Origin of the sequence: Streptomyces sp. NPDC044984, assembly GCF_040646935.1 — a bacterium.
Lineage (GTDB): Bacteria > Actinomycetota > Actinomycetes > Streptomycetales > Streptomycetaceae > Streptomyces.
On the sequence record NZ_JBEZBE010000039.1, the window covers coordinates 1 to 23,011 of the forward strand.

A 23,011-nucleotide genomic window follows, 5' to 3' on the forward strand; every position below is an offset into this window, starting at 1 on the left:
CCGAGTTCCGGAGCATGCTGGAGTACAAGGCCCAGTGGTACGGCCGCGAAGTGATCGCGATCGACCGGTGGTTCCCCTCCTCCAGGCTGTGCTCCACCTGCGGCGCCCTGCAGGGCAGGATGCCGCTGAGCGTCCGCGAGTGGACGTGCGACTGTGGGACGACCCACGACCGGGACGTGAACGCGGCGAAGAACATCCTGGCTGCCGGGCTGGCAGTGTCTGTCTGTGGAGCTGGTGTAAGACCTCAACGGAGTACTCCGGGCGGGCAGTCGGCGATGAAGCAGAAATCCCTACGGCGCGAGCCGTAGGAATCCCCCTCCTTCGGGAGGGGGAGGAAGTCAATCCATCCCTCCTTGGGCGATGTCGGTGACGGGAAGACAGGCGCGTACGACCCACAGCTTGCCGTCCGGGCCGCTCTCCGGTGCCGCCTCGAACGTGCCGTCCAGCAGGGCCACCCGCTCCCGCATCCCGACGAGTCCGGCCCCGGACCCCGGCGCGCGGGGGGTGTCCCGGCCGCCGTACGGACTGGTCACCCGGATGTCGAGGCCGCCGTCGAGGCGGCGCAGCCGCACGGTGACCTTCCCGGGCGCGGCGTGCTTCAGTGCGTTCGTCAGCGACTCCTGCACGATCCTGTACGCGGCGAGCTCGACCGGTGCGGGCACGGAGTCGCAGGTGGCGTCGAGGACGACGTCCAGGCCGTTGGCGCGGGCGCCCTCGACCAGGGCGCCGAGGCCGTCGAGGGTGGGGGTCGCGGCGGGTTCCCGGTCGTCGGACCCGTCGCGCAGGATGCCGATGAGCCGCCGCATCTCGGACAGTCCCTGCACGCTGTTCTCCCGGATCACGGTGAGCGCGTCACGGGAGGTCTTCTCGTCGTCCAGGGAGAGCGCGGCCGTGGAGTGGATGGCGATCGCGGAGAGGTGGTTGGCGACCATGTCGTGCAACTCCCGCGCCATCCGGGCGCGTTCCGCGGTCACCGCCTGGACGCGGTCCATCTCCGCGAGCAGCGCGGTCTGTTCGGCACGCAGCCGGGCCGCCTCGGCGGCGTCGCGGTGGTTGCGGACGATCAGGCCGGTCGAGGCGGGCGTGAACGCCACGCCACCGACGACGAGACCGATCAGCAGCGCCTCCGGCACCCGCCACACGGCGTACGGCACCAGCGTCGCGGCGATCGTGAGCATGCCGGTGATCCACGGCAGGCGGCGGGCCGTGGCGGGCGTCCCGTACAGGACGGCGGCGTACATCAGGTCGGTGTACATCACGATCGTGGCGATGCTGCCCTGGGTCATCGTGTCCGCGGCCAGCGCCAGCGTGCCGGCCAGCAGCGCGGTGCGCGGAGCGGCACGCCGCAGCAGCTCGCAGCCGGCGATCACGGCGAGCGGCACGAGGAGCGGCCAGCGACCGCCGAAGAGCACGATCGGATCGTCGCCGCCGCGCACGCCCAGCCCGATCCCCCACAGCAGCAGTCCGCCGGCGAGCCCGGCCAGGGCGGTCCACACGTCGAAGCGGCGGGGACGGGGCGGTCGTACGGCCATGGCACCATCCAACACGGTGCGCGCCCCCCGGCGCCTGATCCCCGCGGACGGTCCTGGACTGCATCCTTCGATGTACCGCGGGTTCGTCGTCGGCGACGACGAAACGGGCGGCTCCGCACGGGAGCCTGAAAGGGTGACCGAAGGGAGCGAACCGTGATCGTCGCCTTGATCGCCGCCTGTGAGATCGGCTTCTGGGTGCTGCTGGCCGCCGGACTGGCCTGCCGCTATCTGCTGAGGATGCCGCGCACCGGCCTCGCGCTGCTGCTGTGCGAGCCGCTGCTGGAGGTCGTGCTGCTGGTGGCCACCGCGCTGGACCTGAAGAACGGCGCCGAGCCGAACTGGACCCACGGCCTGGCCGCGCTCTACATCGGCTACACCGTGGGCCACGGCCACCGCACCGTGAAGTGGCTCGACGGCCACGCCGCCCACCGGCTGGGCGGCGCGCCCAAGCCGCTCGGCCCGCCGCGCTACGGCATGGCCCGCGCCCGGCACGAGACCAAGGTCTGGCTGGGCACCCTGACGGCCGCCGCCGTGGCGACGGTGCTGCTCCAGCTCGCCATCTGGTACGTCGACGACCCGAGCCGGGTCACCTCCCTGGAGGACTGGCGCTTCACGGCCTGGCGGGCGGCCGGCATCCACGGCCTGGTGGCCCTGGCCTACTGGATCTGGCCGAAGAAGGCCCCGGCGGGTGAGCCGCAGGCCGGGACGGACGCCGGCAAGGAGCGTGTCGGCCGATGACGCGGGCGTCGAGGAACCTCCTGACGGGCGCCGCCACACTGGCGGCGGGCCTGGGGCTGTGGCTGTTCGCCGGGGGCGTGGACCTGCCGGTGGTCACGCCCGCCAAGGTGGGTGTGGTGATGATGTGCGTCGGCGGCGCCGAGGTCCTGCTGGGTCTGTACCGGGCCGTGCGCGGTCCGGCGGGGTCCCGGTAGGGCTCAGCGCTCCCCGCCCGGGACCCACAGCACGTCGCCGGTCTCCTTGTTCGCGATGCGGGCCAGGATGAACAGGAGGTCGGAGAGGCGGTTGAGGTAGGTGGCGGTGAGGGGGTTCATGGTGTCGCCGTGGACCTCCAGCGCCGCCCAGGTGGAGCGCTCGGCCCGGCGTACGACCGTGCAGGCCTGGTGGAGCAGGGCCGCACCGGGCGTACCGCCCGGCAGGATGAAGGAGCGGAGCTTCTCCAGCCGCTCGTTGAAGCGGTCGCAGTCCGCCTCCAGCCGGTCGACGTAGAACTGCTCGACCCGCAGCGGCGGGTACTCGGGGTTCTCCACCACGGGCGTCGACAGGTCGGCGCCCACGTCGAACAGGTCGTTCTGGACGCGGGTGAGGACCGCGGCGACCTCCTCCTCCAGACCGCCCAGCGCGATCGCCGTGCCGATCACCGCGTTCGCCTCGTTGGCGTCGGCGTAGGCGGAGATCCGCAGGTCGGTCTTGGGCACCCGGCTCATGTCACCGAGGTTGGTGGTGCCCTTGTCGCCGGTCCTCGTGTAGATGCGCGTCAGGTTGACCATGGGGCCAGCCTAGTTACGCTCCGGCCGTCCGGAACACGCGTGTGCCCACCGTCACGGCGAGGACCGCGAAACCGACGGCGACGACGGCGCCGTACAGCATGTGGGCCGTCGCGTAGGCGCCGACGTAGGCGTCCCGCACCGCGTCGACCAGGTAGCGGAACGGCGTCAGGTGCGACAGGACGTCCAGCCAGGCGGGGCCCAGGGTCATCGGGAGCATCAGGCCCGACAGCAGCATCGACGGCATGGTCAGGGCGTTGATCGTCGGCCCGAACGTCTGCGGGGTGTCCATTCTCATGGCGAGCGCGTAGGACAGCGCGGCCAGGGACACGGTCAGCAGGGCGACGAAGGCGAAGCCGATGAGCACCCCGGGCAGCGGGGCCCGCAGCCCCATCACGAGCGCGGCCAGCACCAGCAGCACCGCCTGGAAGACGAACAGCGTGGCGTCCCGCAGCACCCGGCCCAGCAGCAGGGCGAGACGGCTCACGGGCGTGACCCGCATCCGCTCGACCACCCCCTGACCCTTCTCGATGATGATCGAGAAACCGGCGAACGAGGCCCCGAAAAGGCCGAGTTGCAGCAGCAGCCCCGGGACCAGCAGCTGCCAGGAGCTGCCCGGCCCGCCGAGCGGCAGACCGGTCAGCAGCGGGCCGAAGAACAGCAGGTACAGCAGCGGCATCAGCACGCCGAAGAGCAGGGCGAAGCGGGAGCGCAGGGACTGGCGCAGATAGCGCCCGTAGATGAGCGCGGTGTCGTGGAGCAGCATCGTGGGGGTCCTATACGGCTACGGGGGTGGCGTCGGCCGGCGTCGCGCTGCGGCCCGTGATGGCGAGGAACGTGTCCTGGAGCGAGGCGTCGACCGAGCCGCCGTACTCCAGCTTCAGGGCGCCCGGGGTGCCCTCGGCGGCGACCACGCCCCGGTCGACGACGACCAGCCGGTCCGCGAGCGCGTCCGCCTCGTCGAGGTAGTGGGTGGTCAGGAACACGGTGGTGCCGTGCTCGTCGCGCAGCCGCCGCACCAGCTCCCACAGGCCGGCGCGGCTGCCGGGGTCGAGGCCGGTCGTCGGCTCGTCCAGGAACAGCACCTTCGGGCGGTGGGTGAGCGCCATCGCGATGTCCAGGCGGCGCCGCTGGCCGCCGGAGAGCGCGGCGCACGTGCGGTCGAGCAGCCCGGTGAGGTCCAGGTCGCGGGCCAGCTCCTCGGCGCGCTCGACGGCCCGTGCCGTGCCGAGCCGGTACAGGCGGCCCTGGGTGACCAGTTCCTCCCGCACCGTGATCTGCGGATCGACCCCGCCGGACTGGGCCACGTAGCCGCAGGCCCGCCGCACGCCGGCCGGGTCGGTCGCCAGGTCGTGTCCCGCGACGGTGGCCGCGCCGCCGGTGGGGGCGAGCAGGGTGGTGAGCATCCGCAGGGTGGTGGTCTTGCCGGCGCCGTTGGGACCGAGGAGGCCGAGGATCTCGCCCTCGCGGACCGTGAGGTCGATACCGCGCACGGCCTCCACCGGGCCGCGTTTGGTCTGGAAGGTACGGGCCAGTCCGGCCGTACTGATGATTGGCATGACCCCAGAAAAACAGAGTCACTGAAACTTTGCAACCACCCCAAAATTACAGAGACACCAGTGATCGCCGGGCCGACCTACGATGAGAGACATGACAGAAGGGCTCAGGGAGCGGAAGAAGCGCGAGACCAGGCAGCGGATCTCGGACATCGCCACCGGGCTCTTCCTGGAGCACGGCTTCGTGACCGTGACGATGGCGGAGGTGGCGGAGGCCGCCGACGTCTCCGTGAACACGGTCTACAACTACTTCCCCGCCAAGGAGGACCTCTTCTTCGACCGCTCCAGCGGCGTCGTCGACCAGCTGGCCCGCTGGGTCCGGGGCCGGGGCACGGGGGAGTCGGCCGCCCGCGCCGTGCTGCGCGAACTGCGCGCCGACATCGAGGCGGTGTCACCCCGGGTCGGCCTGATGGAGGGTTACGACCGCTTCATGCGGGTCATCCACGACTCCCCGCAGCTGCGCTCCCGGCTGTGGAGCCTGCAGCAGGAGGTCCAGGACAACCTGGAGGCGGCGCTCCGCGAGGAGACGGAGGCCGCCCCCGGCGACCCGATGCCGGGCCTGGTGGCCGGTCAGATCTGCTGGATCCACGGCACCGTGTTCGTCACCATCGGCCGGGAGATGATGAAGGGCCGCGCACCGGCCGAGGTCTCGCGCGAGGTGCTCGGACTGGTCGACGACATCGAGGAGCTGCTGAGCGACCGGGTGCTCGGTTACGCGACGCGCGGCTGAACCGGGCCGCGCCGGAGGGGGCGTGCGACCGGGCTACGCCGGAGGGGGCGTGTGCAGGACGCACAGCAGGCCCCGCACGCGGGTGCCGTCGGGCAGGTCCCACGCGCCGGCGACATGGCCCGCCGCCCCCGGGCCGGGAAGCGGTGTGCCGTCCGGGGCGGGCAGCAGGGTGCGCAGGACCCGCAGGGCCGTGCCGTCCGGTGCGGACAGCTCGGTGTGCTCCGGGGTGTCCTCGACGGCGGTGAACTCCGCCGGGACCGGGGTCTCACCCGCGCAGGCGCGGGTGACCTCCTGGTCGGGGGTGTCGCTGACGCTCTGGGCCTGGGCCCGCACGCGGCCCTCGACCAGCGCCGCCAACTCGGCGACCGCCACCGGGTCGTGGCAGCCGTCGTAGACCCAGCGTCGCCCGAGGACACCGTGCTCCGCGGTGCCGACGAGGGCGTGCTCCGCCCCGTCGAGCGGAGCGCCCCGGTAGGTGAGCGGCACCAGGTAGGCGGCCGGCTCGGCGCCGGAGGCGTCGGTGACGACCATGAACTCGACGCCGACCTCCCCCTCCGGGTCGTCGAGCCGGAAACCACCGGCCCTGGCCAACCGCGGTCCTTCCGCGCCCCCGTGGTACCAGGGGCGCGAGGGCAGCCAGGCGGTCAGCAGTTCCAGCTTGGTCGGCTCGAGGGTGGTGCGGTGGATCACGGCCATGCCGAGGTTCTCCTCCGTCGATCGGACACCGGCCCCCACACCCTCGCATCCGCCGCACGTGCGGTGTCCGCCTTTTCCACCGAGTCGCCGGACCCGCCGGGCGGGACGTGACAGGGGTCTCACTAGGTGAGACGTGAAACGCGTTACTAAGTCGCTCACACGGCCCCTCGCGCCCGCTAATGTCCGCCCGTAGAGAACAACGACAGCGCGTATCAGGGGAGTCGCACAGTGGCACGCAAGCTCGCCGTCATCGGGGCCGGTCTCATGGGGTCCGGCATCGCCCAGGTCTCCGCCCAGGCGGGCTGGGAGGTCGTCCTGCGGGACGTCACCGACGAGGCGCTCACGCGTGGCACCGACGGGATCAAGGCGTCGTACGACAAGTTCGTGAGCAAGGGCAGGCTGGAGGCGCACGACGCCGACGCCGCCCTCGCCCGGATCACCCCGACCACCGACCTGGACGCCTGCGCGGACGCGGACGTCGTGGTCGAGGCGGTGTTCGAGAAGCTCGAGGTCAAGCACGAGATCTTCCGGACGCTCGACAAGATCGTGCGCGAGGACGCCGTGCTCGCCTCCAACACCTCCGCCATCCCGATCACCAAGATCGCGGCCGTGACGGAGCGCCCGGAGCGGGTCGTCGGCACCCACTTCTTCTCGCCGGTCCCGATGATGCAGCTGTGCGAACTGGTCCGCGGTTACAAGACCAGCGACGAAACCCTCGCCAAGGCACGGGAGTTCGCCGAGTCGGTCGGCAAGACCTGCATCGTCGTCAACCGCGACGTCGCCGGTTTCGTCACCACCCGGCTCATCACCGCCCTCGTCGTCGAGGCCGCCAAGCTGTACGAGTCGGGCGTGGCGAGCGCCGAGGACATCGACCTGGCCTGCAAGCTGGGCTTCGGCCACGCCATGGGGCCGCTGGCCACCGCCGACCTGACCGGCGTGGACATCCTGCTGCACGCCACCGACAACATCTACACCGAGTCCCGGGACGAGAAGTTCGCCGCTCCCGAGCTGATGCGCCGGATGGTTGACGCCGGTGACATCGGCCGCAAGAGCGGGCAGGGCTTCTACGAGCACTGACACCGAGCACTCGCCCCGGCGCGCATCACACGCCGGGGTGAATTCGGTATCGGTTCGCTCACAGGCAGCAACTTCGGCCGCCGCCACGCAGTCAGAGGTTGCGTCACCGGCCGTTTCAGAAAACCGCGGAGCACGAGACGTAACACGGGGAGCGCATATGTACATCAGGGGCGACCACGCCGAGCTGGTCGTCGAGGGCCGCCTCGACATCCGCAGCGCGGCGGACGCCCGTACGGTCCTGCACTCGGCCGTCGACGACGGAGTCGGCGACCTGGTCCTCGACCTGTCCGACCTGGACTCCTGGGACGCCACCGGACTCGGTGTGATCATGGGGGCCCACCGACGGGCCGGCCGCTGCGGCCGGCGCCTGGTGCTGCGCGACGTGCCGCCGCAGATGCAGCGCCTGTTGGTGGCCACCCGGCTGCACCGGATCCTGGCGATCGAGGGAGGCATCGGGGTGGACACGCTGCCCCGCGTATGAGGGCGTACGGGTGCGGGACGGGCGACCCCCGAAGAACCCGGACCGACCTCGACGAACCCTTCGACGCGCGCACAATCCTCACGAGACCGTGACCTCTCGGACCGCGCGGCACCCCGGACTGTCGTGGATACTGAGCGAAGGTTTAGGGTTCGGCTGCCCGCTGTCCTGCAAACCCTGAGCGGGCCCGGACCAGAAGCGACAGCGCGGTGTGCGGCGAGGTCGGGAGGGGCTTCCACCACACGACGCTTTTGGGGGGCTAGGACCTATGGACCCGAACAACCCGGGACCCGAGGAGTACGGCCACGAAGGAGGGGGCGCCTCCCGGTCATGGGGGTCCCCCCGCTCATGGGGGTCCCCCCGCTCGAGCGAAGCCGAGAGTGGGGGAGAAGCCGAGAGTGGGGGAGAAGCCGGGAGTGGGGGAGGATTCGAGACCGGGGGAGGTTCGGCGCCGCGCCAGCGTCCGCCCCGGGAGTCCCTCACTTCCGACTTCGGACAGCACGCGCCCGCGCTCGCCCGCACGGTGCAGCTCGTCTCCGGCGACTTCCTGCTGACCGTCAACCCCGTCGACGGCAGCGAGATCGAGGCCTGCCCGCCCGCCGAACGGCCGGCCCGCCCCGTGAAGCTGACCGAGGCCGAGCGGGCCGAGGTCGAGCGGGCGGCCAGGCCGCCCGTCCCGCCGGGTCCCGCGCAGCTCCCGCTGCCGCTGCTGGCCCGTCAGGAGGAGCGCGAGAAGCTGGTCCGGCTGCTGGCCCGCGGCCGCTCCGTGCGCCTCACCGGCCCGGCCGGCTCCGGCCGCACCCGGCTCCTCGACGTCGTCGCCGAGGACTGCGCGGACCTCGCCCCCGACGGCGTCGTCCGTCTGAACGGCCACCGCCGCTCGGCCGACGACCTGCTGTACGACCTCTTCTACGCCGTTTATGACGCCCCGCTGCACCGCCCGGACCGGGACGGACTCGCCGACTGCGTCCGCGAGATCGGTGCCGTCGTCGTCCTCGACGACCTGGAGTTCGGCGGCGCCGCCCTCGACGAGCTGCTGGACGCCACCCCCGAGTGCGCCTTCCTGTTCGGCGCCACCCCGGACGTGCCCGAGCCGTCCGCCGGCGCCGACATCGAGGAGGTCGCCCTCCCCGGTCTCGACCGTGCGGCCGGTCTCGACCTGCTCGAGCACGCCGTCGGCCGGCCCCTCACCGAGGACGAGTCGAACTGGGCCGGCGACCTCTGGTTCGAGTCCGAGGGCCTGCCGCTGCGCTTCGTCCAGGCCGGTGCCCTGCTGCGGCAGCGCGACCGGCTGCGGGCCGGCGCCGACGCCGTCGACGAGTTCGGCGTCTTCGAGGACGTACGGCCCGACGAGGCCGCCTACGACCCCGCGAACGGCGACGAGGTGCCGCTGCCCTCGCTCGGCGAGGCCGCCGCACCCGCCCCGCTGCTCGCCTCCCGGCTCAGCGCCTCCGCCCGCGCCACCCTGCGGTTCGCCGTCGCGCTCGGCGGCGAGGTGCCCCACCAGGCGCATCTGCCCGCCCTGGTGGGCGACACCCACGCCGACGCCGCGCTCGGCGAGCTGGCCGCCTGCGGACTGGTCTCCCCGGCCGGTTCCCGCTACCGGCTCGCCGCCGGAGTGCCGGCTCAGCTGGAGGCCGCCGGATACGCCGACGAGGCCGAGGACCGGGCCCGGGCCGCCGCCCAGCACTACGCCTGGTGGACCGGGCACCCCTCGGTCACCCCGGAGCGGGTCTGCGCCGAGGCCGACGCGGTGCTCGCCGCGCTCGCGGTGCTGTCGCCGCTCACCACGGCCACCACCGAGGGCGAGCAGAGCACGGCCGTACGACTGGCCCGTACCGCCGCGCCCGCGTTCGCCTCGGGCCTGCACTGGAGCGCCTGGGAGAAGGCGCTGCGGGCCGGCGCGGAGGCCGCCCGGCTCACGGGGGACGTGGCGGAACAGGCCTACTTCCACCACGAACTCGGCGTCCACGCGCTGTGCGCCGGACAGCTCGACCGGGCGCGCGCCGAACTGGAGGCGTCCATCGGGCTGCGCGGCGCCCTCGCCGACAAGCGCGGCACCGTCGCCGGACGCAGGGCGCTGGCCCTGGTCGCCGACCGCTCCGGAACCCCGCTGACGCTCATGCCGACCGCGGGGGAGGAGGTGCCCGAGGCCCACTACGAGGAGTCGGCCCCACCGCCCCGCGGGGTGCCGACGGCGTTCCCCGAGCTCCAGCCGCCCGCCGACACCGCCCTGGTCGTCCACCGCGCGGCACCGGCGCCGGCCAGGCCGCCGGCCAGGCCGGGCGGCGGTCTCAAGGCACTGGCCAAGCGCAACCTGGTGGCGGCCGGCGCGGGCGCGCTGCTCGTCGCCGTGCTGGGCACGGTGGTCACGCTCGGCGCCACGTCGGAGAACGACGCCGGCACCCCGTCGGAGAACGTCGGCGTCAACCCCTCCGCCAGCCAGGGCGTCGACGACGGCAGCCTCGGCGCCGAACGGGCGGCCGAGGAGGACGACGGCGACACCGGCGAGGCCACCAGCCGGCCGACCGACCCGGGTCCGGACGGCACCCTGGGCACCTCGGACGACCCGACGCCCACGGCCGGTGAGTCGGGGAAGCCGTCGGACGGGCCGAGCGGGACGACGAAGCCGGGCGATCCGACCGAGTCCCCCTCCACACCGCCTTCGAAGTCGCCGACCGTGAAGCCCACGACGCCCAAGCCGCCCACGTCCTCCGGCACGACCGAGCCGGAGCCGACCGAGACCGAGACCACACCGGAGCCGACCGAGACGGAGACCACGCCTCCGGAGGAGCCGTCCACCACCGACTCCGCGAGCGGCTCCGTCTCCTCCGCCCCCGTGGAGACGAGCGCGAGCGCCCCGCAGAGCAGCGACGCGGACACGCCCGGCAGCTCGGAGAAGGTGATCTGACCCATGAGCACGCGTGAGGGCCGGGTTCCCGACGGAACCCGGCCCTCGGCCCGTACGGGCGCGGCTCAGAACAGCCGCAGCTTGTCGTCCTCGATGCCGCGCATCGCGTCGTAGTCGAGGACCTGGCAGCCGATGCCCCGGTCGGTCGCGAGGACCCGGGCCTGCGGCTTGATCTCCTGTGCGGCGAACACGCCCCGCACCGGGGCGAGATGGGGATCGCGGTTCAGCAGTTCCAGATAGCGGGTGAGCTGCTCCACGCCGTCGATCTCGCCGCGCCGCTTGATCTCCACCGCGACGGTCCGCCCCTCGGCGTCCCGGCACAGGATGTCGACCGGGCCGATCGCCGTCATGTACTCGCGGCGGATGAGGGTGTAGCCCTCACCGAGGATCTCGATGCGGTCGGCGAGTAGTTCCTGGAGGTGCGCTTCCACGCCGTCCTTGATCAGGCCGGGATCGACGCCCAGTTCGTGCGAGGAGTCGTGGAGGATCTCCTCCATCGTGATGATGAGCTTCTCGCCCGCCTTGTTGACGACGGTCCAGACGCCCTCCTCGTCGCCGGTGCCCTCCTTCAGCGTGCAGGGCGGCGACATCCAGTTCAGGGGCTTGTAGGCCCGGTCGTCGGCGTGGATCGAGACGCTGCCGTCCGCCTTGACCAGGATGAGACGGGGTGCCGACGGCAGGTGCGCGGTGAGCCGCCCGGCGTAGTCCACGGAGCAGCGGGCAATGACGAGACGCATGGTCGGCAACGCTACTCGACCGGCCCGCCCCGACGCGATTCGTCACCCCACACGACCCTCGGGGCCCACACGACGCGTCCTGAATCTCCGGGAAAGCAGGTGTTTCGGCGATGGCCGATTACCGGCCCACAGGAAGTCCCGCATCCGGGCATTCGCCTGGTGCCGTCACCGTCCGTTGCTTACGGTGTTCAACGGGAGGTCGTGGCCTGTGTACGCAGCGTGTCCGTTGTCGCGCACTCCCTTATCTGTCAGGCAACCCCTGATCGTTGGGGGTGCGAGAGGAGAACCCATGTCGCTCGACGTCTCACCGGCCCTACTCGAACAGGCCGAGCGAGGCGAGGTCGACGAAGCTGAATTCGTCGACTGCGTCCGGACCTCCCTGCCCTTCGCATGGGAGATGATCAGCTCCCTGGTGGCCCAGCTGAAGGTGGACGGCGGAGCCTTCGCCGACAACCAGACGCCCCCGCCGGACGAGCAGGCACGCGGTCAGCTGCTGCGTGCACTCGCGAGTGACGCGATACGCGGCGCGCTGCAACGCCACTTCGGTGTACGGCTGGCCTTCCAGAACTGCCACCGGGTGGCCGTGTTCCCGCTTGACTCCTCGGTCGACGAGAAGCTGGCCCGCTTCACCTCGGCGCGCGCCCAGGTGCTGAACCAGTCACCGGAACTGCGCGACTGCTGACGCGTTCCATCGTTCGCTTGCCGCTCCGTACGCGGGGGGTGCGGTCCGTACCGGGGCGGCAAGCCTTCTTGGAACCCCCGGCTCGCTCAGCCGAGTTGGGGCAGGACCTCGGCCCCGAGCCGCCGTACGTTCTCCTCGGTCGCCGCCAGGTCGCCGGAGCCCTCGACGAGCAGGGCGAAGCGGGAGATACCGGTCCGCTCGCTGGTCGCGGCGAGCCGGTCGGCGCACAGCCGCGGGGGGCCCACCGGGTGCAGTGCGCAGAGGAGTTCGGTGTACTCCAGGGGGTCGCGCATCCGCCGCTGCCGCCCGTCCACCGTGACATGGGCCTCGAGACCCTGCTTCAGCCAGCCGGGCATCGCCTTCGTCAGGGTCTCCGCCGCGTCCGCGCGCCGGTCCGCGATCTGGCAGACGCCGGCCGAGACGTGGGCCGCGCGGTGGATCTCCCGGGACGGCCGCCCGCAGGCACGCGCGTGCTGCCGCCACAGGGCGACCATCTCGGCCTTCTCCTCGTCCCCGACGTGCATGCCGAGCAGCATCGGCAGCCCGCGCTCGGCGGCCAGCCGTACGCTCGCCGGGGAGGTGCAGGCGACCACGACCTCCGGTCCCTCGACCTCGTGCAGGGCCTCCGACGGGCGGGGGACGACGGGCACCTCGCGGAAGCGGAACCGCTCGCCGTCGGCCCCCACGGACGGTTCACGCAGCCAGCGCACCAGCAGATCGAGTGATTCCGGGAACCCCTTCTCGTACGCCTCCAGGCCGGCCCCGAACACCTCCAGGTCGACCCACGGTCCGCCGCGCCCGAGGCCCAGCGAGAACCGGCCGCCGCTCGTGATGTGCAGCAGCGCGGCCTGCTCGCCGAGGGTCACGGGGTGGACGGTGGGCAGCACGCTGACCGCCGTACCGACCCGCAGCCGGCGGGTGCGGCCGAGCAGCAACGCGGCCAGGGTGACGGCCGACGGGCAGGTGCCGTAGGGCACGAAGTGGTGCTCGGCCAGCCAGACCGTGTCGAGCCCCGCTTCCTCGGCGACCTCGGCCGAGCGGACGGCGCGGTGCAGCGCCTCTCCCTCGCCCTGCCCGGGGAACTGGGCGGCCAACACGAAACTTCCAACGCGCATCGCTTTCCTGCTTCCTTGGCTCCGACGCGGAGCTCCCCCGCAGGGCATAACCGCCCGACACGTGCCGAGGACACGGCCGGGCGAGGGATTTTGCGGATTGTCTGCAGAATCGACCGCTCGGGAGGGGTGCCGCATCGCCACGGGGGGACTTGTAACGATTGGTGCCGTACGCGTACCCTCGCGCGCGCCGCGTAGGCTGGACGCGGCCCCAGCATCCTGTATAGCCCCGTGAGGTGTCCTGTGTCCCCGCGTCGCAACCGACCCAAGGGAGCCGGTCCGTCCGGCCGGAGCGCCGAGGAGGACGGCTCCGGCCGCTACGGCGGCTGGCAGTCCACGGAGAGCTGGCAGGGCGAGGAGTGGAGCGTGCGGCACGTGGCGGGCTCCAGTGCCCAGGGCAAGGCCTACCGGTGCCCCGGCTGCGACCAGTTGATCCCGGACGGGGTGCCGCACGTGGTGGCCTGGCCCGAGCACGCGGGCGTCGACGACCGCCGGCACTGGCACAAGGCGTGCTGGAACGCCAGGGACCGCCGCACCACGCGGGTGCAGCGGTCCCGTAACGCGCCGAAGTTCTGAACGCCCTTACACGTCCCGCTTCCGCAGCAGGGCGAAGGCGCCGCCGAGCGCGGCCGCCGTGGCGGCCAGCATGATCCACAGCGGGTCCCAGTCCGACGGGCCGGACTCGGTCAGCGAGTTGGCGTAGAAGATGCTCATCTGGTTCGGGATGGAGTACTCGAACAGCGCCTGCTGCACGTCCTCCAGCGAGGACGAGAACATGAACAGCGCGATCACCAGCGGGGCGAGCACGGCACCGATCATGATGGTGATGGCGCCCGCGGAGTGCCGGATGACCGACCCGATCGCCAGCGACAGCGTGCCGAGCAGCGCCACGTAGAGCGAGACGCCGACCGTGCCCTTCAGCCACTCCTCGCCGGTGGGCTCCTTGGCGTTGTGGCCCTCCAGCAGCGCCACGTGCAGGAAGCCGATCAGCGTCGCGCACACCAGGGTCATCACGAAGGCGATCAGGAAGAACACCACGGCCTTCGCCGCGAGCACCCGTCCGCGCGAGGGACAGGCGACCATCGTGGTGCGGATCATGCCGGTGCCGTACTCGGACGCCGTGGTCAGCACGCCCAGCGTGATGATGCACATGCTGCCGAGGAGCAGCCCGAAGAAGCCGAGGGACAGCGGGCTCTCGCCGCCCATGTCGGGTTCGGCGCTCGACACCACCAGGCCGGTCAGCAGACCGATGCCGACCACGAGCAGCACGAACACGCCCAGCGTCCACATGGTCGAGCGCACGGACTTGATCTTCGTCCACTCGGAGGCGAGCGCGTGCCCGAGGTGCGTACGCACCACGGGGATCGGCGAGGTGTAGGTGGGGTACGGGGAGCCGGGAGTCGCCTGCCAGTCGGGTGCGGCGGTCTGCGGCATCGGGGGCGGGGGCGTGCTCATCGGGCGTCCTCGGGCTTGGTCAGGTCGGCGGCGGGAGCGGTCGAGGGGGCTGCGGGAACGGCCGGGGATGCGGCGGGAACGGCCGGGGATGCGGCGGGAGCGGCCGGGGATGCGGCGGGCGGTGCCGCCGGAGCCGGTCCGGGCGGCGCCTGGGGCGCCTGCGGGGCGGGCTGCGCGTACGGGTTGGGCGCGGGGGCGCCCGCGGCCGCTCCAGGGGCGCCCGGGGCGCCGTAGGGACCCGCGGGGGCCGCTACGGGCGCGCCCTGCGGCGCGGCGAAGGGCTGCCCGCCCTGCTGGGGCGGCGGCGGGGCGTACCAGCCGGGCTGGCCCTGTCCCGGGACCGGCACCGGCGGCTGCGCGCCGGGCGGCAGCGGCTGCTGGAGCCCGGCCTTCTGGTCGGTGGTCGAGCGGTAGTCGACGGCGCCCTGCGTCATCCGCATGTACGCCTCCTCCAGCGAGGCCTGGTGCGGCGACAGCTCCCACAGCCGTACGCCGGCGTCGTGGGCGACGTCGCTGATGCGCGGCAGTGCCAGTCCCGTCACCCGCAGCGCGCCGTCCTGCTCGGGCAGCACGTGGCCGCCGGCCTCGGTGATCGCGGCGGACAGCTTCTCGCGCTGCTGCGGCTCGGTGTCGGGGGTGCGCACGCGCGCGAAGTCGGCGGAGTTGGCGGAGATGAAGTCCGTCACGCTCATGTCGGCGAGCAGCTGTCCGCGCCCGATGACGATGAGGTGGTCGGCGGTCAGCGCCATCTCGCTCATCAGGTGGGAGGAGACGAACACCGTACGGCCCTCGGCGGCCAGCGCCTTCATCAGGTTGCGCACCCAGAGGATGCCCTCGGGGTCGAGGCCGTTGACCGGCTCGTCGAACAGCAGCACCTGGGGGTCGCCGAGCAGCGCGGCGGCGATGCCGAGCCGCTGGCCCATGCCCAGCGAGAAGCCCTTGGGCCGTCTGCGCGCCACGTCGTGCAGGCCCACCACGCCCAGCACCTCGTCCACGCGCCGGGCCGGGATGCCCGACAGCTGGGCCAGGCTCAGCAGGTGGCTGCGGGCGGACCGGCCGCCGTGCACCGCCTTCGCGTCCAGCAGCGCGCCGACCTGGCGGGGGGCGTTGGGCAGCTTGCGGTAGGGGTAACCGCCGATCGTGACCCGTCCCGCGGTGGGGTTGTCCAGGCCGAGGATCATCCGCATCGTCGTCGACTTGCCCGAGCCGTTGGGCCCCAGGAACCCGGTGACGGCGCCGGGCCGCACCTGGAAGGAGAGGTTGTACACAGCGGTCTTGTCGCCGTACCGCTTGGTCAGGCCGACTGCCTCGATCATGCTCCGCACCCATCGAAAGGTTCAGGACAGCGGGGCACACGCCCCCGTAAGGGTTAGGAGCTTATCGAGGCGCTGACGGTTCCGCCCGAGCCGAGGTGAAAACCGGTCCCGCGCGGTCGCTCACTGCGCGTCGCGCCTCTTCAGCAGGACATAGCCGCCGACGACCGCCGCGAGCACCCACAGCGCCATGATCCCGAGGCCGCCCCAGGGGCCGTACGGGGTGTCGTCGTCCAGGGGCGTCACCACCTGCATGATCTTGCTGCCCGCCTGGTCGGGCAGGAACCGGCCGATCTTCTCCGTGGCGTCGACGTTGCCGAGGATGTTGGAGATCAGGAAGAAGAACGGCATCAGGATGCCCAGCGACAGCATGGGGGAGCGCAGCATCGCGGCGACGCCCATCGAGAACAGCGCGATCAGCGTCATGTAGAGGCCGCCGCCGATCACCGCCCGCAGCACCCCGTCGTCCCCGAGGGACGCCTTGTGCTCGCCGAGCATCGCCTGGCCCAGGAAGAACGCGGCGAAGCTGGTCGCCATGGAGACGACCAGGGCGAGCGCGGTGGCGACCGCCAGCTTGCTCAGCAGGAACGTGCCGCGCCGCGGTACTGCCGCCAGCGAGGCGCGGATCATTCCGGTGCTGTACTCGTTCGACACCACCAGCACCCCGAACACGATCATCGCGAGCTGGCCGAGGCTCATCCCGGCGAAGCTGATGAACGTCGGGTCGAAGGAGAGCCGGTCCCGCGCGCTCATGGTCTCGAACTCGTTCTTCGACAACGCCGCGATCAGCATGCCGAGCGCGATGGTGACGACCACCGCCAGGGAGAGCGTCCACACGGTGGACGCCACCGACCGGATCTTGGTCCACTCGGACCGGACGACCTGTGCCGCCGCCATGTCGCTCAGCCCCTCTTCCAGCTCTCGCCCCACTGCTGCCGCGGGGGCGCGGGCGTGCCGGCGCCGGTGTGCGCGTGGTACTCCACCGACTCCGCGGTCAACCGCATGAACGCCTCCTCCAGGGAGGCCTGCTGCGGGCTCAGTTCGTGCAGCACCAGCTGGTGCCGGGCCGCCAGCTCCCCGACGTACTCGGCCTTGGAGCCGTCGACCTCCAGCGCCCCGTCGCCGCTCTCCACGGCGGTGACCCCGGCCTGGCGCAGCACGTCGAGCAGCCGCTCGCGCTGCGGGCCGCGGACCCGGACGTAGGAGCGGGAGTTGTGCTCGATGAACTCGGCCATGGAGGTGTCGGCGAGCAGCCGGCCCTGGCCGATGACGACGAGGTGGTCGGCGGTCAGCGCCATCTCGCTCATCAGGTGGGAGGAGACGAAGACCGTGCGGCCCTGGGCGGCGAGCGATTTCATCAGCGTGCGGATCCAGTGGATGCCCTCGGGGTCGAGGCCGTTGACGGGCTCGTCGAACATCAGGATCCGCGGGTCGCCGAGCAGCGCCGCCGCGATGCCCAGCCGCTGGCCCATGCCGAGCGAGAACCCCTTGGCCTTCTTCCGCGCCACCGCCGTCAGCCCGACCTCGTCCAGCACCTCGTGCACCCGCCGCCGCGGGAGACCGTTGCTCTGCGCGAGGCACAGCAGGTGGTGGTAGGCGCTGCGGCCCGGGTGCACGCCCTTGGCCTCCAGCAGGGCGCCGATGCGGGTCAGCGGGTCCTTGAGCCGGTCGTAGCGCGTGCCGTCGATCCGCACGTCCCCGGCGGTCGGGTGGTCCAGGCCCAGGATCATCCGCATGGTGGTCGACTTGCCGGCGCCGTTCGGGCCGAGGAAGCCGGTGACGACGCCCGGTCTGACGGTGAAGGTCAGGTGGTCCACCGCCACCTTCTCGCCGTACCGCTTGGTCAGCCCCTCGAGCTCGATCATGCGGCCACGCTAAAACAGGACAAAGCCCCCTGCCACTCAGTGGCAGAGGGCTTCGCCGGTACGCCGGTCGCCGTTACCGGGACTGCTGGGCCGGGACCCCGCGGGAGATCGGCTCGTCCTCGGTGGCGGGCGCACCGGTCGCGGCCACCGCGGCACCCGTGAGCGTGGCGAGCATCTCGCGGACGTTCGTCAGCTGGGCGTTGATGGAGTCGCGGCGGTTGGTCAGCGCCGCCAGCTCGCGCTCGGATTCCGAACGGATCCGGTCGGCCTTGGCGTTGGCGTCGGCCACGATGTCCTCCGCCTGACGCTGGGCCGTCTCCACCGTCTGGCGGGCGCGGCGCTCGGCGTCGGTGCGCAGCTTCTCGGCCTCCAGGCGGAGCTGCTCCGCGCGGTGCTCGATCTCCGCGAGGCGCTTCTCGGCCTTCTGCTGCCGCGACGCCAGGTCGCGCTCGGACTGCTCGCGGCGCTTGGCGAGGTTCGTCTCGAAGTCGGCGGCGGCCTGCGCGGCCTTGGCGCGGGTCTCCTCGAAGAGGGCGTCCGCCTCCTCCCGCTTGGACTGCGCGTCCTTCTGCGCCTCGGAACGCAGCTGGGACGCGTCGCCCTGGGCCTTCTCGACGATCCGGGCGCCCTCGTCCTCCGCCTTCGCCTTGCGCTCGGCGGCGTACGACTCGGCGTCGTTGCGCACCTGCTGGGCGGCCGACTCGGCGAGCTCGCGGTGCTGCTCCGCCGCGCGCCGGGCCTCCTCGCGCAGGTCCTTCGCCTCCTCCTCGGCGAGGCGGAGGATCTTCTCCACGCGCGCGCCGAGACCCGCGTACGACGGCTCGGCGTCGTTGACCTGGGCCTGGGCGTTCTGCGTCTCGAGGTGGAGCTCTTCGATGCGCTTTTCCAGAGCGGTGATGCGGGCGAGAGCGCTGTCACGGTCGGAGACGAGCTTGGAGATACGTTCGTCCACCTGAGCGCGGTCGTACCCACGCCGCACAAGCTCGAAGCCGTAGGGGGAAGTGTCGCTCATGGGGTTCCTGTCGAATGAGACCGGTGAGGTGATAGGTGGAATCCTAGGGGCCGAAGCGCTGTGTCATCGAGCGGATGCACGTTTGATACGGAGAATGACACCCCTTTTGAGTGGCTCGCCGCCGGAAGGCTTGCCAATGCCATGGTCAAAGCCCTCACCGTACAGGGGATTTCGTCCGCTTTGCCAACTATTCCGATGACTTGCCACTCGTACGGGTAGCACCGGCCGCGGCCCCCGCCTTGACCCCGTTGTCCTTCGCACCCCCCGGCGCCTCGAAGGACTCCAGCGCCTCCAGCACGTCCTGCACGCGGGAGATCTCGGCGTTGATGTCCTCGCGGCGCCGCACCAGCACCTCCAGCTCGCGCTTGCCCTCCTCGACCGTGCGCCGGGCCTCCCGGACCGCCTCGGCCTTCAGCTCCTCGGCCTCCTTCACCAGGCTGGCCTTCTTCTGCTCCGCCTCCTTCAGCAGGCCCTCGGCCTTCTTCACGGCGGCGATGCGCACCTTGCCGGCCTCGGAGTTGGCCTCGGAGACGATCTCCTTGGCCTTCGCCTCCGCCTTGGCGAGCTGTTCCTCGGCGGCCTTGATGAGCGCGTCGCAGCGGTCGCCCGTCGACTTCATCGTCTCCGCCGCCTCACGGCGGGCCCGCTCGTGCAGCTCCTCGATCTCGCGCGTGATCCGGTCGCGCAGCTCCTCGGCGCGCTCCCTGATCTGCGTCGCGTCCCGGCGCGCGCCGACCAGCAGCTCGTCCGCGTCCGTACGGGCCTTCTCCACCCGGGTGTTGCCCTCGACGGTCGCCTCGGAGACGATCCGCTCGGCCTCGCTGCGGGCCGCGCCGACCATCGTGTCCGCCTGCGACTCGGCGTCCGCCGTCGTCTTCAGCGCCTGCTGCTGCGCCTCGGTGAGCAGCTTGTCCGCCTCGGCGGTGGTCTCCGTGATGAGCGTGTCCACCTGCTCGGCCGCCTCGGAACGCCGCTTGTTGGCGTCCTTGCGGGCCTCGTCCAGCGTCCGCTCGGCCTCCTCGCGCGCGACGGACACCATCCGCTCGGCCTCCGACTCCGCGTCGGCCTTGACCCGCTCGGACTCCCGGCGGATCCGCTCCGCGTGCGCCTGCGCCGACCCGACCGTCTCCGCGGCCTCGGCCCGCAGCCGCTCCGCGTCCCCGGTGGCGTCCGCGATCAGCTTCTCCGCCTTGGACACCGACTCCGACCGCACCCGCTCGGCCTCGGCGACCGTCTCCGTGCGCAGCCGCTCGGCCTCGGCGACCGACTCCGACCGAACCCGCTCGGCCTCGGTGACCGTCTCCATGCGCAGCCGGTCGGTCTCCGCGATCGTCTCTTCGGTGAGCCGCTCCGCCTCGCTGCGGGCCTCGGTGATGAGGGTGTCCGCCTGCGTCGCCGCGTCCGAACGGATCCGGTTGGCGTCCTCACGGGCGTCCGCCCGGGTGCGCGCCGCGGCCTGCTCCGCCTCGGCGATCGTGTCCGACGCCTCCGTACGCACCCGCTGGGCGTGCTCGGACACGTCCGTACGGATCCGCTCGGCCTCCGTGATGGCCTCGGACACCGTCCGCTCGGCCAGCGCCTTCGCGGCCTCCGTCTCCTCCCGCGCCTCGCGTCGCAGCCGGCCCGCGTCCTCGCTCGCCCGCTCCCGCTCCGCGTAGGCGTCGGCGCGGACCCGGTCCGCCTCCTCCTCGGCCTCGCGGCGGGTGCGCTCCGCCACGTGCTCGGCGGCGCTGCGCAGCCCGGCGATCTCCTCCTGGGCCTGCTCGTGCAGCCCCGCCACGGAGTCCCGCACCTGCTGGGCGTGGAGCTCGGCCGCCGACACCATCTCGGTGGCGCGCCGGTCGGCCTCCTCGACCAGCCGTACGGCCTCGGCCTGCGCCTCCTCCACGCGGGTGCGCGCCGACGCCAGCAGCTCCTCGCTCTGCTCGCGGGCCCGCTCGCGCTCCTGGTCGGCCTCCTGCCGGGCCGCGCCGAGGAGTTCCTCGGCCTCGCGGCGCCGCCGGGCGGCCTCCTCCTGCGCGGCGGCCAGGGCCTGGGACGCCTCCGCGCCGATCCGCTCGGCGGCGGCCTGCGCCTCCGCGCGCATCCGGTCGGCGCTGTCCTGCGCCTCCGACTTCAGCCGCTCCGCCTCGGCCGCGGCCTCCGACCGCAGCCGCACGGCGACGGACTCGCCCTCCGCGCGGGACGCCGACGCGTCCGCGGCGGCCTCGTCACGCAGCCGCTCGGCCTCCGCCTCCGCCTGCTGCCGGAGCGTACGGATCCGCTCGGCGGCCTCCGTGCGCAGCCGCTCGGTCTCCTCGGACGCCTCCCGGCGGATCCGGGCGGCCTCCTCCCGCGCGTCGCTCAGCGCCTGCTCGGCGGCGGCGAGCCGCTCCTCGGCCTCCGTGTGCAGCCGCGTCAGTTCCCCGGCGGCCTCCGCGCGGCGGGCCTCCACGGCCCGCTCGGTCTCCTCGCGCAGCTCGCGCGCGGCCCGCTCGGCGTCCTCCTTGAGCGCGTCGGCCTGCTCGACGACCTCCGCGCGGTGCCGCTCGGCCTCCTGGCGGGTGCGCTCCAGCGTCTCCTCGGCCTGCCGGCGCAGCGTCGTGGCGCGCTCGATGGCCTCGGTGCGGACCTTCTCGCTGTCCGCCTGCGCGGTGGAGCGCAGTTCGTCGGCGTCCGCCTTCGCCTTGGCGAGCAGCTCCTCGGCGGACTTCGCCGCCTCCTCGATCTGCGCCACGGCCTCCTTGCGGGCCTCCGCGCGGATCCTCTCGCCCTCGGCGACCGCGTCGGCGCGCAGCTGCTCGGCCTCGCCGCGCAGCCGGCGGGCCTCCTCCTGCAGCTCGACCGTCTTGGCGCGGTACTCCTTGGTGTCGTCCTTCGCCGCGCCCTTGAGCTGCTCGGCGATGTCGTGCGCCTCGGCGCGCAGCCGGTCCGCCTCGGCCTCGGCCTCCCGGCGGATCCGCTCCGCCTCCTCGGCCGCCGCCCTGGTGGTCCGCTTGGCCTCCTCCGACGCCTTGTTGAGCACGTCCTCGGCGGTTTTGGCCGCCTTGGACAGCTGCGTCGCGGACTCCTCCGCGGTGATCGTGCGGGCCTTCTCCGCGGCCTCGGCGACGATCTTCTCGGCCTCCGCGCGGGCGTCCGCGACCAACTGCTCGGCGTCCGCCTTGGTGGCCTCCGCCTCCTTGGTGGCCTCGCTGACCAGCCGCGCCACCTGCTCCTTGGCGGTCCGCGTACGGGTCTCGTTGGCGGACTCGGCGGCGGCGAGCGCCTTCGCGGCGGACTCCTTCGCCTCGGCGAGCACCTTCTCCGCCTCGGCGCGGGCCTCACGCAGCGCGGACTCCGCCTGCGACATCCGCTCCTCGGCGGCCCTGCTGAGCTCCTGCGCCTGACGGCGCGCGGACTCCGACTCGGTGGCCGTGGACGTCCGCAGCTGCTCGGCGTGGTCGGTGGCCTCCTGGGCCTGTGTGGAGGCGGCGTTCAGCAGCCGCTCGGCGTCCGCGCGGGCCCGGCGCAGGATCTGCTCGGCCTCCGCGCGGGCCGTCTCCGCCTCGCTCTGCAGCCGCTGCCGGGCCTCGGCCGTCAGCCGCTCCGCCTCCGCGCGGGCGGCGGCCATCGCCTGCTCGGTCTCCGCGCGGGACTCGTCGAGGAGCCGGCGGGCCTGCTGCTCGGTGCGGGCGCGCAACTGCTCCGCCCACGCGACGTTCTCGTTGACGTGCGACTCGACGGTCTGCCGGCGCTCCGCCAGCTCCTGGTCGAGCTGCTGGCGCCGCGTCACGGCCTCCTGGTGCAGCTCCGCCTGGAGCCGGGCCGCCTGCTCCGCGTGCTCCTGGAGGATCCGCTGGGTCTGCGCCCGCGCCTGGCTCAGCTCCCGCTCGGCGTCCGCGCGGAGCTGGTCGGCCTGCAGCTGCGCGTTGCGCAGCAACTGCTCGGCCTGGTAGCCGATGTCACCGCCGTCGTACGCGGGCCGGGACATGATGGTGCGCCGCGCCTCGTGCAGCTTGGCGCGCAGCACCTCGACCTGGTAGCCGAGGTCCTCGGCGTGCTGGATCGCCTTTTCCCGCTCGGTCTTCAGCCGCTTCATCTCGGCTTCGAACCGAGAGAGGTGGTCGACGTCAGCCGCCGGCTCTCGCTCCTGGCTCTCGTAGCCCCGCACTGCGCGGTCCCATCCGTCCCCTGGTCGCAAGTCTGGCCGGGCTCCGTCCATCCGCCGGACGGGGCCCCCGGGGAATGGTGTCAGATCAACGGCGGAGCATGGGCTGCTGCCCCGCGCTCGCCCCCCGAAACCCGGACCCCGGCGATCCCGCCGCCGAAGACGGCGGGACTCGGTCACCGCACATCGAGCGGTGACCGGACCCAACCCTACCGGCCCTT

General features: G+C 72.6%; 22 protein-coding genes. 9 read left to right on the plus strand and 13 right to left on the minus strand.

Going from position 1 to position 23,011, the window contains the following annotated elements:
- Positions 1-308 (plus strand): zinc ribbon domain-containing protein (locus tag AB0A94_RS32030; RefSeq protein WP_361749534.1); only part of this gene is annotated, 308 nt, incomplete at its 5' end.
- 30 nt (positions 309-338) lie between these two features.
- Here AB0A94_RS32030 and AB0A94_RS32035 read toward each other — a convergent pair.
- Positions 339-1,532, minus strand: coding sequence for a histidine kinase (locus AB0A94_RS32035; RefSeq protein WP_361749535.1), 1,194 nt, complete (start codon positions 1,530-1,532; stop codon positions 339-341).
- A gap of 153 nt (positions 1,533-1,685) precedes the next feature.
- Here AB0A94_RS32035 and AB0A94_RS32040 point away from each other — a divergent pair, with 153 nt between their 5' ends.
- Positions 1,686-2,270 (plus strand): hypothetical protein, encoded by a 585-nt coding sequence (locus AB0A94_RS32040; RefSeq protein WP_361749536.1) that lies wholly within the window; start codon positions 1,686-1,688, stop codon positions 2,268-2,270.
- Entirely contained in the window at positions 2,267-2,464 is a 198-nt protein-coding gene (locus AB0A94_RS32045) for a DUF5708 family protein (protein WP_361749537.1), read from the plus strand. Before AB0A94_RS32040 ends, AB0A94_RS32045 begins: the two co-directional genes overlap by 4 nt.
- A 3-nt stretch (positions 2,465-2,467) precedes the next feature.
- Here the strand turns inward: AB0A94_RS32045 and AB0A94_RS32050 are convergent, their stop codons facing one another.
- From AB0A94_RS32050 to AB0A94_RS32060, 3 genes are read right to left on the minus strand one after another with little or no spacing between them, the layout of a single operon-like run.
- Complete coding sequence (locus tag AB0A94_RS32050) at positions 2,468-3,040, minus strand: cob(I)yrinic acid a,c-diamide adenosyltransferase (protein WP_361749538.1); 573 nt, start codon at positions 3,038-3,040, stop codon at positions 2,468-2,470.
- Positions 3,041-3,053: 13 nt separating this feature from the next.
- Positions 3,054-3,803: an ABC transporter permease gene (locus tag AB0A94_RS32055; RefSeq protein WP_361749539.1), complete on the minus strand. Its 750-nt coding sequence runs from the start codon at positions 3,801-3,803 to the stop codon at positions 3,054-3,056.
- A gap of 10 nt (positions 3,804-3,813) precedes the next feature.
- Complete coding sequence (locus AB0A94_RS32060) at positions 3,814-4,596, minus strand: ATP-binding cassette domain-containing protein (RefSeq protein WP_361749540.1); 783 nt, start codon at positions 4,594-4,596, stop codon at positions 3,814-3,816.
- A gap of 91 nt (positions 4,597-4,687) precedes the next feature.
- Between AB0A94_RS32060 and AB0A94_RS32065 the strand changes: the two genes are divergently transcribed.
- The gene (locus AB0A94_RS32065) at positions 4,688-5,323 is read left to right on the plus strand and encodes a TetR/AcrR family transcriptional regulator (RefSeq protein WP_361749541.1); all 636 of its coding nucleotides are present in this window, start codon (positions 4,688-4,690) and stop codon (positions 5,321-5,323) included.
- A gap of 33 nt (positions 5,324-5,356) precedes the next feature.
- Here AB0A94_RS32065 and AB0A94_RS32070 read toward each other — a convergent pair whose 3' ends face one another.
- Positions 5,357-6,019, minus strand: a complete 663-nt coding sequence (locus AB0A94_RS32070; RefSeq protein ID WP_361749542.1) for a 1,4-alpha-glucan branching protein — start codon at positions 6,017-6,019, stop codon at positions 5,357-5,359.
- A 228-nt stretch (positions 6,020-6,247) separates the two neighbouring features.
- Between AB0A94_RS32070 and AB0A94_RS32075 the strand changes: the two genes are divergently transcribed.
- The 3 genes from AB0A94_RS32075 (at position 6,248) to AB0A94_RS32085 (ending at position 10,485) form a co-directional block, all read left to right on the plus strand.
- Positions 6,248-7,096, plus strand: coding sequence for a 3-hydroxyacyl-CoA dehydrogenase family protein (locus tag AB0A94_RS32075; RefSeq protein ID WP_361749543.1), 849 nt, complete (start codon positions 6,248-6,250; stop codon positions 7,094-7,096).
- 157 nt (positions 7,097-7,253) lie between these two features.
- Positions 7,254-7,577 carry an STAS domain-containing protein gene (locus AB0A94_RS32080; RefSeq protein WP_217131069.1) on the plus strand — a complete coding sequence of 108 codons (324 nt, stop codon included), beginning with the start codon at positions 7,254-7,256 and terminating at the stop codon, positions 7,575-7,577.
- A gap of 520 nt (positions 7,578-8,097) precedes the next feature.
- Positions 8,098-10,485, plus strand: a complete 2,388-nt coding sequence (locus tag AB0A94_RS32085) for an ATP-binding protein (protein ID WP_361749544.1) — start codon at positions 8,098-8,100, stop codon at positions 10,483-10,485.
- A gap of 65 nt (positions 10,486-10,550) precedes the next feature.
- On the opposite strand, the gene nucS is transcribed toward AB0A94_RS32085, so the two are convergent.
- Entirely contained in the window at positions 10,551-11,222 is a 672-nt protein-coding gene (gene nucS / locus AB0A94_RS32090; protein WP_073932513.1) for an endonuclease NucS, read from the minus strand.
- A gap of 289 nt (positions 11,223-11,511) precedes the next feature.
- On the opposite strand from nucS, the gene AB0A94_RS32095 reads away from it, so the two are divergent.
- Positions 11,512-11,904 carry an SCO5389 family protein gene (locus AB0A94_RS32095; protein ID WP_361749545.1) on the plus strand — a complete coding sequence of 131 codons (393 nt, stop codon included), beginning with the start codon at positions 11,512-11,514 and terminating at the stop codon, positions 11,902-11,904.
- Positions 11,905-11,990: 86 nt separating this feature from the next.
- Here the strand turns inward: AB0A94_RS32095 and AB0A94_RS32100 are convergent, their stop codons facing one another.
- A complete protein-coding gene (locus tag AB0A94_RS32100; RefSeq protein WP_361749546.1) occupies positions 11,991-13,019 on the minus strand; it encodes an LLM class flavin-dependent oxidoreductase in 1,029 nt (342 codons plus the stop codon).
- A 240-nt stretch (positions 13,020-13,259) separates the two neighbouring features.
- Between AB0A94_RS32100 and AB0A94_RS32105 the strand changes: the two genes are divergently transcribed.
- Entirely contained in the window at positions 13,260-13,592 is a 333-nt protein-coding gene (locus AB0A94_RS32105) for an ATP/GTP-binding protein (protein WP_361749548.1), read from the plus strand.
- 6 nt (positions 13,593-13,598) lie between these two features.
- Here the strand turns inward: AB0A94_RS32105 and AB0A94_RS32110 are convergent, their stop codons facing one another.
- The 6 genes from AB0A94_RS32110 to scy form a co-directional block, all read right to left on the minus strand.
- Positions 13,599-14,471, minus strand: coding sequence for an ABC transporter permease subunit (locus AB0A94_RS32110; RefSeq protein WP_361749549.1), 873 nt, complete (start codon positions 14,469-14,471; stop codon positions 13,599-13,601).
- Entirely contained in the window at positions 14,468-15,787 is a 1,320-nt protein-coding gene (locus tag AB0A94_RS32115) for an ABC transporter ATP-binding protein (protein WP_361749551.1), read from the minus strand. The genes AB0A94_RS32110 and AB0A94_RS32115 overlap by 4 nt, the downstream gene beginning before the upstream one ends.
- Before the next feature lie 120 nt (positions 15,788-15,907).
- Positions 15,908-16,681, minus strand: coding sequence for an ABC transporter permease (locus tag AB0A94_RS32120; RefSeq protein ID WP_361749552.1), 774 nt, complete (start codon positions 16,679-16,681; stop codon positions 15,908-15,910).
- 5 nt (positions 16,682-16,686) lie between these two features.
- On the minus strand, positions 16,687-17,649 hold the full coding sequence (locus AB0A94_RS32125) for an ABC transporter ATP-binding protein (RefSeq protein ID WP_361749554.1): 963 nt from the start codon (positions 17,647-17,649) through the stop codon (positions 16,687-16,689).
- A gap of 73 nt (positions 17,650-17,722) precedes the next feature.
- On the minus strand, positions 17,723-18,661 hold the full coding sequence (locus AB0A94_RS32130) for a cellulose-binding protein (RefSeq protein WP_217131061.1): 939 nt from the start codon (positions 18,659-18,661) through the stop codon (positions 17,723-17,725).
- Positions 18,662-18,848: 187 nt separating this feature from the next.
- Positions 18,849-22,793: a polarized growth protein Scy gene (gene scy, locus AB0A94_RS32135; RefSeq protein WP_361749555.1), complete on the minus strand. Its 3,945-nt coding sequence runs from the start codon at positions 22,791-22,793 to the stop codon at positions 18,849-18,851.
- Positions 22,794-23,011 lie beyond the last annotated feature (218 nt).

What these genes read in the sequence shown, in the direction of transcription:
- AB0A94_RS32035 (WP_361749535.1), bottom strand. Translation starts at nt 1,532, where the DNA reads ATGGCCGTACGACCGCCCCGTCCCCGCCGCTTCGACGTGTGGACCGCC.
- AB0A94_RS32045 (WP_361749537.1), top strand. Translation starts at nt 2,267, where the DNA reads ATGACGCGGGCGTCGAGGAACCTCCTGACGGGCGCCGCCACACTGGCG.
- AB0A94_RS32050 (WP_361749538.1), bottom strand. Translation starts at nt 3,040, where the DNA reads ATGGTCAACCTGACGCGCATCTACACGAGGACCGGCGACAAGGGCACC.
- AB0A94_RS32055 (WP_361749539.1), bottom strand. Translation starts at nt 3,803, where the DNA reads ATGCTGCTCCACGACACCGCGCTCATCTACGGGCGCTATCTGCGCCAG.
- AB0A94_RS32060 (WP_361749540.1), bottom strand. Translation starts at nt 4,596, where the DNA reads ATGCCAATCATCAGTACGGCCGGACTGGCCCGTACCTTCCAGACCAAA.
- AB0A94_RS32065 (WP_361749541.1), top strand. Translation starts at nt 4,688, where the DNA reads ATGACAGAAGGGCTCAGGGAGCGGAAGAAGCGCGAGACCAGGCAGCGG.
- AB0A94_RS32070 (WP_361749542.1), bottom strand. Translation starts at nt 6,019, where the DNA reads ATGGCCGTGATCCACCGCACCACCCTCGAGCCGACCAAGCTGGAACTG.
- AB0A94_RS32080 (WP_217131069.1), top strand. Translation starts at nt 7,254, where the DNA reads ATGTACATCAGGGGCGACCACGCCGAGCTGGTCGTCGAGGGCCGCCTC.
- nucS (WP_073932513.1), bottom strand. Translation starts at nt 11,222, where the DNA reads ATGCGTCTCGTCATTGCCCGCTGCTCCGTGGACTACGCCGGGCGGCTC.
- AB0A94_RS32095 (WP_361749545.1), top strand. Translation starts at nt 11,512, where the DNA reads ATGTCGCTCGACGTCTCACCGGCCCTACTCGAACAGGCCGAGCGAGGC.
- AB0A94_RS32100 (WP_361749546.1), bottom strand. Translation starts at nt 13,019, where the DNA reads ATGCGCGTTGGAAGTTTCGTGTTGGCCGCCCAGTTCCCCGGGCAGGGC.
- AB0A94_RS32110 (WP_361749549.1), bottom strand. Translation starts at nt 14,471, where the DNA reads ATGAGCACGCCCCCGCCCCCGATGCCGCAGACCGCCGCACCCGACTGG.
- AB0A94_RS32115 (WP_361749551.1), bottom strand. Translation starts at nt 15,787, where the DNA reads ATGATCGAGGCAGTCGGCCTGACCAAGCGGTACGGCGACAAGACCGCT.
- AB0A94_RS32120 (WP_361749552.1), bottom strand. Translation starts at nt 16,681, where the DNA reads ATGGCGGCGGCACAGGTCGTCCGGTCCGAGTGGACCAAGATCCGGTCG.
- AB0A94_RS32125 (WP_361749554.1), bottom strand. Translation starts at nt 17,649, where the DNA reads ATGATCGAGCTCGAGGGGCTGACCAAGCGGTACGGCGAGAAGGTGGCG.
- AB0A94_RS32130 (WP_217131061.1), bottom strand. Translation starts at nt 18,661, where the DNA reads ATGAGCGACACTTCCCCCTACGGCTTCGAGCTTGTGCGGCGTGGGTAC.